This is a genomic window from Streptomyces sp. NPDC091281, assembly GCF_044757425.1.
GTDB lineage: Bacteria > Actinomycetota > Actinomycetes > Streptomycetales > Streptomycetaceae > Streptomyces.
In genome coordinates this window covers 363974-373786 of record NZ_JBIVUY010000010.1, presented here as the reverse complement: position 1 = coordinate 373786, position 9813 = coordinate 363974, and the positions used below count along the sequence as shown (strand labels likewise).

The 9813-nt window shown below is 70.5% G+C and carries 3 protein-coding genes, 1 tRNA gene and 1 rRNA gene; 4 read left to right on the top strand and 1 reads right to left on the bottom strand.

Annotated elements, in window-relative coordinates; all coding sequences use genetic code 11:
- From rrf to ACIQPQ_RS26045, 3 genes are all read left to right on the top strand, one after another.
- Window positions 1–87 (top strand): 5S ribosomal RNA (gene rrf, locus ACIQPQ_RS26055); the annotation flags it as partial.
- 116 nt (window positions 88–203) lie between these two features.
- A complete protein-coding gene (locus ACIQPQ_RS26050) occupies window positions 204–866 on the top strand; it encodes a DegT/DnrJ/EryC1/StrS family aminotransferase (protein WP_401307946.1) in 663 nt (220 codons plus the stop codon).
- An 86-nt stretch (window positions 867–952) separates the two neighbouring features.
- Window positions 953–1028 (top strand) — tRNA-Thr (locus tag ACIQPQ_RS26045).
- A 47-nt stretch (window positions 1029–1075) separates the two neighbouring features.
- Here ACIQPQ_RS26045 and ACIQPQ_RS26040 read toward each other — a convergent pair.
- The gene (locus ACIQPQ_RS26040) at window positions 1076–3826 is read right to left on the bottom strand and encodes a SpoIIE family protein phosphatase (RefSeq protein ID WP_401307918.1); all 2751 of its coding nucleotides are present in this window, start codon (window positions 3824–3826) and stop codon (window positions 1076–1078) included.
- Window positions 3827–4157: 331 nt separating this feature from the next.
- Between ACIQPQ_RS26040 and ACIQPQ_RS26035 the strand changes: the two genes are divergently transcribed.
- Entirely contained in the window at window positions 4158–9623 is a 5466-nt protein-coding gene (locus tag ACIQPQ_RS26035) for a HAMP domain-containing protein (protein WP_401307915.1), read from the top strand.
- Window positions 9624–9813: the final 190 nt, after the last annotated feature.

Below are 9813 nucleotides of genomic sequence, written 5' to 3'. Positions count from 1 at the left end.
GGTTACATTCCGAACCCGGAAGCTAAGCCTTACAGCGCCGATGGTACTGCAGGGGGGACCCTGTGGGAGAGTAGGACGCCGCCGAACAATCATTGATAAAGGGTTGGTCCCTGAACTTCGGTTCAGGGACCAACCCTTTTTTGTTTTCCGTCACTTGACGTTCATGTCGCACGCCCACCATCCACGTCATGGGTACTGCTGCACTGCTCAGAGCTGCCGGAGTCGGCGTCGGTGACGAGGTCGTCGTACCCGCCTTCGGGAACGTAGAGGTGGCCGAGGCGGTCACCCTCGCCGGGGCGCTGCCGGCCTTCGCCGACGTCGACCCCGTGACGTACTGCCTCGACCCCGAGGCCGTCGAAGCGGCCGTGACGCCACGTACCGCGGCCGTCGTCGTCGTGCACCGGTTCGGGCGGCCCGCCGACCTAGCGGGGCTGCACGCCCTCGGGCGGCGCCACGGGCTCCTGGTGCTGGAGCACGGGGAGTCCGAGGCGCCGTACGACGAAGTGGCGCAGCGCAGGCAGCGGGCCGGGTATCTCGACGCGCGGCTGCGCGGTGTGCGGACGCCCGACGGCGGAGACGGGCACACCTACCAGCAGTACGTGGTGCGGGTGCCGGGGAACGGGCGGCCCGACCGGGACGCCTTCGCACGAGCCCTCCGCGCGAAAGGCGTCGACTGCCGGGTGCCCGTGCGGACCCCGCTGCACCGGCTGCCCGAGTTCCGGCGCTATGTATCGCTCCCGCAGACCGAGTTGGCCGTCGACGAAACCCTCGCGCTGCCCGTGGACGCGTCGCTGACGAAGCGTGACATGCAGCGCATCGTCTCCGCCTGCAACGCCCTAGGCGGACTGCTCCAGCCCGCCTACTGAACGCGTGCGCGAAGGGTTTGGGAGCACGGCTCCGTTCGGGGTATGATCTATTCCGTTGCGCCGGGGGAGACCCCGGAAAGCAACTGGCCCCCATAGCTCAGTCGGCAGAGCGTCTCCATGGTAAGGAGAAGGTCAACGGTTCGATTCCGTTTGGGGGCTCCACACAATTGATCCCCTCGCCCTTTCGGGCGGGGGGATCTTTCGTGTGCTCAGGCGACTCGCATTGCCAGGATCGCCATGTCGTCCGACGGGGCGTCCGAGGCGAAGCGTTCCACCGCGCGCATGATGCGGGCCGCGACCGCGCCAGCCGTCAGGCCCGTGCACGTCGTCAGAACGTCCGCGAGACCGTCGTCACCCAGCATGCGCGTGCCCTCACGGCGTTCGGTGACGCCGTCGGTGACACAGAGCAGGACATCGCCCGGGTCCAGGGTGACCGTCTGCTCGTACAGCTCCAGGTCGTCCATCACGCCCAGCAGGGGCTGGGGTTCGGCGGCCGGTTCCACCGTGCCGTCCTGGCGCAGACGCAACGGGAGCGGGTGCCCCGCGCAGACCACCTTCAGTTCCGCGCTGCCGTCCTCCTGAGGGCGCATCTCGCCGTACAGGAGCGTCAGGAAGCGGCTGCGGGCGCCCTCGTCGAGGATCGCCGAGTTGAGGCGCTCCAGGACGGCCGGGCCGCTCAGTCCCTCCCGGGCGAGGAGGCGCAGCGCGTGGCGGGCGAGGCCGGTGACGGCCGCCGCGTTCGGGCCCGTACCGCAGACGTCGCCGATGGCGAAACCGTAGGCGCCGTCGCTGATCGGGAACAGGTCGTAGAAGTCGCCGCCGACCTCGTTGCCCTCACCGGCCGCGCGGTAGATGACCTCCACCTCGACGCCGTCGACCTCGGGCAGCTCCGGCGGGAGGAGGCTGCGCTGGAGGGCCTGGCTGATCGCGGTGCGCTCCGAGTACAGGCGGGCGTTGTCGAGGGCCAGGGCCGCCCGGCGGCTCAGGTCCTCGGCCAGCTCCAGGATCTCCTGACGGAAATGCTCGTCGGTCGGCTTGCCGAGGGTCAGCATGCCGATCACGCGGTTACGGGCCACCAGCGGCAGGACCACCGTCTCCCCACCGACCGCGGCGGCCGTCGCCAGCGTGGGGCCGATGCCCGCCGACACCTGGTGGGGCGTGCCCCCGGTCAGGCCCAGGCTGCGCATCGAGCTGCGCAGGGCCGCCTCGTGCGCGGCCTCGCCCGGCGCCGACCAGACCCGGGCGCCGGGCGTCGGCACCGGGTCCGGCGGGGCGATCTTGGAGAGCAGGGACTTGATGCCGTCGATGAGTTCCTCGTCCTCGTGCAGGACGTAGGAGAGGTACGGGTCGGAGGCCTGGTCGGCGATCGTGTAGACCGCGCACCAGGTGGCCAGGGTGGGCACCGTCATCTGCGCCATCAGGGCCAGCGTCTGGTCCCGGTCGAGGGTGCCGGCCAGCAGGTCGGAGGCCTCGACGAGGAAGCTCAGCGAACCGCGGCGCAGGCGTTCGAGTTCGCCGAGGCGGGCCGACTCGACGGCCAGGGCGATCCGGTCGGCGGCGAACTGGAGGCGCAGCGCCTCCTCGTTGGAGTACAGGCCCGGTCCCTCGGCCGCGACGCCCAGAGAGCCGGTGAGGCGGCCCTCGACCTTGAGGGGGACGGTGACGACCGAGCGCATGCCGGTGCCGTTGAGGAGCGGGACCGCGCCGGGGACGGAGAGAAGGTCCTCGTGGACGGCCGGCATACGGGCGGAGCCGTAGCGGCCGGGGCCCGCCTCGACGGGGACGCGGGCGAAGCGCTGGCGGGCCGAGGGCAGGCCGGTCGAGGCGCGGACCTCCAGCTCCGTCTCGTCGTCGGTGGCCAGAAGCAGAAACGCCGAATCGCCGTCGAGCATGTCGCGCGCGCGTTCCACGGTGCGCTGGAGGAGGCCGTCCAGGTCGTCCGGGGCGGGGGAGCCGATGAACACCTCGAACGGGTCGGTGCTCGGGCCGTCGGCGGCGGTCGTCGGGTCGGGGGCCGGGCCGCGGGACGGCGTCTGGAGGACCGCGCGCTCGTGGTCGCGGACCAGGAGACAGACCGTGGACGGGTCGCCCGCCGTGTCGCGGACGCGCAGGTGGGAGGCGTAGACGGGGATGACGCGACCGGTGACCGAGCGGATGCCGTAGCTGCCCTCCCAGCGGGAGAGCTGGAGGGCCTCCACGACGCCCGTGCTGGTGCCCGGTGTGTGCGGCCAGGCGGCGAGGTCGGTGAGGGGCTTGCCGGTGACCTGGTCGGCCGTGTGACCGAAAAGTTCCTCGGCGTCCTCGTTCCACGCCGTGATGGCGCCGCCGCGGTCGATCTGGACGACAGCGACCCGGACCCGGCTGTCGGCGAGGGGGAGGAGTTCCGCGGGGAGCGACGGTCCGGCCGTACGGGTGCCGACCGGGCGGTCGGGGAGATCGAGCTGGAACCAGACGTTCTTGTGGGTGGGGGTGTAGTCGACGCCCCAGCGGCCCGCGATCGCCGCGCAGAGCTGGAGGCCGCGACCGCCCTCCCGGTCGGGGCTGCCCATGGTCGCTGGGGAGCCCTGGAGCGGGATCTCGCGCTCCGGATAGTGGTCGGAGACCTCGATGCGTACACCGTCGTCGTCGCGCAGGCACAGGACGTCGGCGTGGGTGCCCGCGTGGACGACGGCGTTGGTGACCAGCTCGCTGGTGAGGACCACGGCGTCGTCGACGATGTCGGCGAAGCCCCAGCCCTGGAGGGTGTCCCGGACGAAGGCGCGGGCCGTCGCGACCGATCGTCCTACGGGCTCGAAACTGGCGGCCGCGCGCGCGGTGATCACTGGACTCCTCGGCCGGTCGTGGTCGTGGGGGGCTTGGGGGGCTGCTTCCCGGCCGTCCTGCTCGCCCCGCTGGTGCGGGAGGGCGCCCGTCGGCCGGGGGTCCGGGGGCTGTCCCCCGGGGATCAGTCCCGTGGTCATGTGTGCGGCCGCCCCTCCGATGCCCGCTCGTACTCGTGCCACCGCCCAGACCGGACGGACCGGTGCGGCTGGACAGCCGCATGCAAGGTTACTTACCTTCGCCGTCCGTGCGGATGCCGGTCACGAGTGTTTCCGGCGCGGGGGTGTGCGCACGGTGTGCGAAGCTGCCGAACTGTTATGGCCTGGTTCGGGGAGGGTGAAACACTGGGCAGGCTTGAGGTAGAGGTCCGGGCAGACCGAATGCCGTACGGCCGCGGCGGGCAGCAGCCCCTCGGGCCCGTCCGGTGCAGCAGCGGGCAGTACGACCGTCGATCCCTGTGGGAGGGACCAAGTGGAGTCTGGCGCGGCGACGCGGGGAACGAACACGCGCGCGAAGGGCGGACCGTCCCCGAGTCGGCAGCGCCCTCCGCGGGGCCGGACCACGGAGGTGGACACGGCGGCTCTGAACCGGCTGCTGGGGGCGCTGGTCTCCATGCGGGACGGGAACTTCCGCAAACGGCTCACGGTGTCCGGCGACGGGGTGATGTCGGAGATCGCGGCCGTCTTCAACGAGGTCGCGGACCGCAACCTCCACCTCACGGGTGAGCTGGCGCGGGTACGGCGCATGGTCGGGCGTGAGGGAAAGCTCACGGAACGGCTGGAGGCGGGCGCCGGAGAGGGCTCCTGGGCGGCCGCCGTCGACCACTCCAACGCGCTCGTCGACGATCTCGTACGGCCGGTGTCCGAGGTCGGGCGGGTGCTGTCGGCGGTGGCCGAGGGTGATCTGTCGCCGCGGATGGAGCTGCGGACGCTGACGGCGGAGGGGGCCGGGCAGCCGCTGCGCGGGGAGTTCATGAAGGTCGGGCGGACGGTGAACAACCTGGTCGACCAGTTGTCGACGTTCACCGACGAGGTGACCCGGGTGGCCAGCGAGGTGGGCACCGAGGGCAAGCTCGGAGGGCAGGCGCAGGTGCGCGGGATGTCGGGCTCCTGGAAGGACCTGACGGAGTCCGTCAACACGATGGCGGAGCGGCTGACCGCGCAGGTGCGCGACATCGCGCTGGTGACGACGGCGGTCGCCAAGGGCGACCTGTCGCGCAAGGTCACCGTGCATGTCGAGGGCGAGATGCTGGAGCTGAAGAACACCGTCAACACGATGGTGGACCAGCTGTCGGCGTTCTCCTCCGAGGTGACGCGCGTCGCGCGCGAGGTCGGCACCGACGGCATCCTGGGCGGCCAGGCCCGCGTGTCCGGAGTCGACGGGGTGTGGAAGGAACTGACCGACTCCGTCAACACCATGGCGGGCAACCTCACCGCCCAGGTGCGCGGGGTGTCCGAGGTGATGGCGGCGGTCGCCAACGGTGACCTGTCGCGGAAGGTGACCGTCCCGGCGCGCGGTGAGGTCGCCCAGCTCGCCGAAACGATCAACCAGATGACCGAGACGCTGCGGATCTTCGCGGACGAGGTCACGCGCGTCGCGAACGAGGTCGGTGCCGCCGGGCAGCTCGGCGGGCAGGCGAACGTGCCGGGCGCGGCGGGCACCTGGAAGGACCTCACCGACTCGGTGAACACGGTCTTCCGGAACCTGACGACGCAGGTGCGGGACATCGCCGCGGTCACGACGGCGGTGGCCAGCGGTGATCTGTCGCAGAAGGTCACCGTGGACGTGGCCGGCGAGATGCTGGAACTGAAGAACACCGTCAACGGGATGGTCGACCAGCTGTCCGCGTTCGGTGCCGAGGTGACGCGCGTCGCGCGGGAGATCGGTGTCGAGGGCGAGCTGGGCGGTCAGGCGCAGGTGTCGGGCGCGGCGGGCACGTGGAAGGACCTGACGGACTCGGTCAACACGGCGTTCCGCAACCTCACCGGTCAGGTGCGCAACATCGCGCAGGTGACGACGGCCGTGGCCAACGGCGACCTGTCGCAGAAGGTCACCGTGGACGTGTCCGGTGAGATGGCCCAGCTGAAGAACACCGTGAACACGATGGTGGACCAGCTGTCGTCGTTCGCCGACCAGGTGACGCGGATGGCGCGGGACGTGGGCACCGAGGGACGGCTCGGCGGTCAGGCGCGGGTCGACGGGGTGTCCGGGACCTGGAAGGAGCTGACGGACTCCGTCAACTTCATGGCCGGGAACCTCACCTCCCAGGTGCGGCAGATCGCCCAGGTGACGACGGCCGTGGCGCGCGGCGACCTGTCGCAGAAGATCGACGTGGACGCGCGCGGCGAGATCCTCGAACTCAAGAACACCATCAACACGATGGTCGACCAGCTCTCCGCCTTCGCCGACCAGGTGACCCGCGTCGCGCGCGAGGTGGGTACCGAGGGCCGCCTCGGCGGACAGGCGCAGGTGCCGGGCGTCGCGGGCGTGTGGCGGGACCTGACCGACTCGGTGAACGGCATGGCGTCCAACCTGACGGGCCAGGTGCGCAACATCGCGCAGGTGGCCACGGCGGTGGCCCGCGGTGACCTGTCGCAGAAGATCACCGTGGACGCGCGCGGCGAGATCCTGGAGCTGAAGAACACCCTCAACACCATGGTCGACCAGCTGTCCTCGTTCGCCGAGGAGGTCACGCGCGTCGCGCGCGAGGTCGGCACCGAGGGCATCCTGGGCGGTCAGGCGGAGGTGCAGGGTGTCTCCGGCACCTGGAAGGACCTCACCCAGTCGGTGAACTTCATGGCGAACAACCTGACGATCCAGGTGCGCAGCATCGCCGAGGTGACGACCGCCGTCGCCAAGGGCGATCTGTCGAAGAAGATCACGGTCGACGCCAAGGGCGAGATCCTGGAACTGGTCACGACCGTCAACACGATGGTCGACCAGCTGTCGTCGTTCGCGGAGCAGGTGACGCGGGTGGCGCGCGAGGTGGGCACCGAGGGCATCCTCGGCGGGCAGGCCCACGTGCCCGGCGTCGTCGGCATCTGGAAGGACCTCAGCGACAACGTCAACCTGATGGCGAAGAACCTGACCGTCCAGGTGCGGAACATCTCCCAGGTGGCCGCCGCGGTCGCCAACGGCGATCTGACGCGGACGGTGACGATCGAGGCGCGCGGCGAGGTCGCCCAGCTCGCCGACACGTTCAACACGATGGTGAAGACGCTGAGTTCGTTCGCCGAGCAGGTCACCAAGGTGGCCCGCGAGGTGGGTACGGACGGCATTCTCGGCGGGCAGGCGCACGTACCGGGCGTGGCGGGGACCTGGAAGGACCTCACCGAGTCGGTGAACCAGATGGCGTCCAACCTGACCGGCCAGGTCCGCAACATCGCCATGGTCACCACGGCCATCGCCAAGGGCGACCTGACCAAGAAGATCGACATCGACGCGCGCGGGGAGATCCTGGAGCTGAAGACGACCATCAACACGATGGTCGACCAGCTGTCCTCGTTCGCCGAGGAGGTCACGCGCGTGGCCCGCGAGGTGGGTACCGAGGGCGCCCTGGGCGGCCAGGCGCGCGTGCGGGACGTCGACGGCACCTGGCGCGACCTCACCGAGTCGGTGAACGAGATGGCCGGGAACCTCACCCGGCAGGTACGGGCCATCGCGCGCGTGGCGACCGCGGTGACCCGCGGCGACCTGAACCTGAAGATCGACGTGGACGCGTCCGGGGAGATCCAGGAACTCCAGGACTACATCAACAAGATGATCGCCAACCTGCGCGACACCACGATCGCCAACAAGGAGCAGGACTGGCTCAAGGGCAACCTCGCGCGCGTGTCGGCGCTCATGCAGGGCCGCCGGGACCTCCAGGACGTGGCCTCGCTGATCATGAGCGAGCTGCCGCCGCTGGTGGCCGCGCAGCACGGCGCGTTCTTCCTGGCGATGCCGCCCGCCGACGGCTCCGACGACCCGTACGAGCTGCGCATGCACGGCTCGTACGGCTACTCGATGGGGTCGATGCCGTCCTCGTTCCGGCCGGGGGAGGCGCTGGTCGGGACGGCCGCCGAGGAGAAGCGGACCATCTTGGTCACCAACGCGCCCAGCGGCTACCTCAAGATCTCCTCGGGGCTCGGGGAGGCGCCGCCCGCGCAGGTGATCGTGCTGCCGGTGCTGTTCGAGGGGCAGGTGCTCGGTGTGATCGAGCTGGCGTCGTTCACGTCGTTCACGCAGATCCAGAAGGACTTCCTCAACCAGCTCGCCGAGATGATCGCGACCAGCGTCAACACCATCTCCGTCAACACCAAGACCGAGCAGCTGCTGAAGCAGTCGCAGGAGCTGACCGAGCAACTGCGGGAGCGGTCGGCGGAGTTGGAGCAGCGGCAGAAGGCCCTCCAGGCGTCCAACGCCGAACTGGAGGAGAAGGCCGAGCTGCTGGCCCGGCAGAACCGGGACATCGAGGTGAAGAACACCGAGATCGAGGAGGCGCGCCAGGTCCTGGAGGAGCGGGCCGAGCAACTCGCGGTGTCCATGCGGTACAAGAGCGAGTTCCTCGCCAACATGTCGCACGAGCTGCGCACTCCGCTGAACTCGCTGCTGATCCTGGCCAAACTCCTCGCCGACAACGCCGACTCCAACCTCACCCCGAAGCAGGTGGAGTTCGCCGAGACGATCCACGGCGCGGGCTCGGACCTGCTCCAGCTCATCAACGACATCCTCGACCTGTCGAAGGTCGAGGCGGGCAAGATGGACGTCTCGCCGACGCGGATCGCGCTCGTCCAGCTCGTGGACTACGTGGAGGCCACGTTCCGGCCGCTCACCGCGGAGAAGGGCCTCGACCTGTCGGTGCGGGTCTCGCCGGAGCTGCCCGCCACCCTGCACACCGACGAGCAGCGGCTGCTCCAGGTGCTGCGCAACCTGCTGTCGAACGCGGTGAAGTTCACCGACTCCGGTTCGGTGGAGCTGGTGATCCGGCCCGCCGACGCCGACGTCCCCGTCGCGATCCGGGAGCAGTTGCTGGAGGCCGGGTCGCTGCGGGAGGCGGACGCGCCGCTGATCGCGTTCTCGGTGACCGACACCGGCATCGGGATCGCCGCGAGCAAGATGCGGGTCATCTTCGAGGCGTTCAAGCAGGCCGACGGCACCACGAGCCGCAAGTACGGCGGTACGGGCCTCGGGCTGTCGATCTCGCGGGAGATCGCGCAGCTCCTCGGCGGCGAGATCCACGCGCAGAGCGAGCCGGGCCGCGGGTCGACGTTCACGCTGTACCTGCCGCTGCACCCCAGCGAGCTGCCGCCGCAGGGCTACCAGCAGGTGGTGCCCGCGCTGGAGGCGGGCGACCTGGTGGCCTCGGAGAACGGCACCCGCGAGCGGTCGGAGCTGGTCGGCGCCGAGATCGAGACACCGGCCGAGGTGCGCTCCTACCAGGACACCCAGAACGGTCCGGCCGCGCTGTTCCGGCGGCGCAGGCGCGCGGTGTCCGGGGGCGAGCCGCAGGTGGGGCGGCCCGACGAGTGGGCGCCGGTGCGGCAGGACAGCACCGGGCAGGGCCACCGGGGCATCCGCTTCGGCGGCGAGAAGGTCCTCATCGTCGACGACGACATCCGCAACGTCTTCGCCCTCACCAGCGTCCTGGAGCAGCACGGGCTGTCGGTGCTGTACGCGGAGAACGGCCGCGAGGGCATCGAGGTCCTGGAGCAGCACGAGGACGTGACGGTCGTCCTGATGGACATCATGATGCCGGAGATGGACGGCTACGCCACGACCTCGGCGATCCGCAGGATGCCGCAGTTCTCCGGGCTGCCGATCATCGCGCTGACCGCGAAGGCGATGAAGGGCGACCGGGAGAAGGCGATCGAGTCGGGCGCCTCCGACTACGTCACCAAGCCGGTCGACCCCGACCACCTGCTGTCCGTGATGGAGCAGTGGATGCGGACGGAGTGACGGCCCGGCCACGTGCCGCGCGCGGCACGTGGCCGGTGGGACGCCCGCTGCGCGTGGCCGGTGGGACGCCCGCGGTCGCGGGTGACGGGGGTGAGGTCGCGGAACGGGGGAAGACGCGGGGAGTGCGGGCAACCGCACGCGCCTCACGCGCGTCCTGACCAGAAGGTCCCCGCTGCCGTGCGGCAGGGCC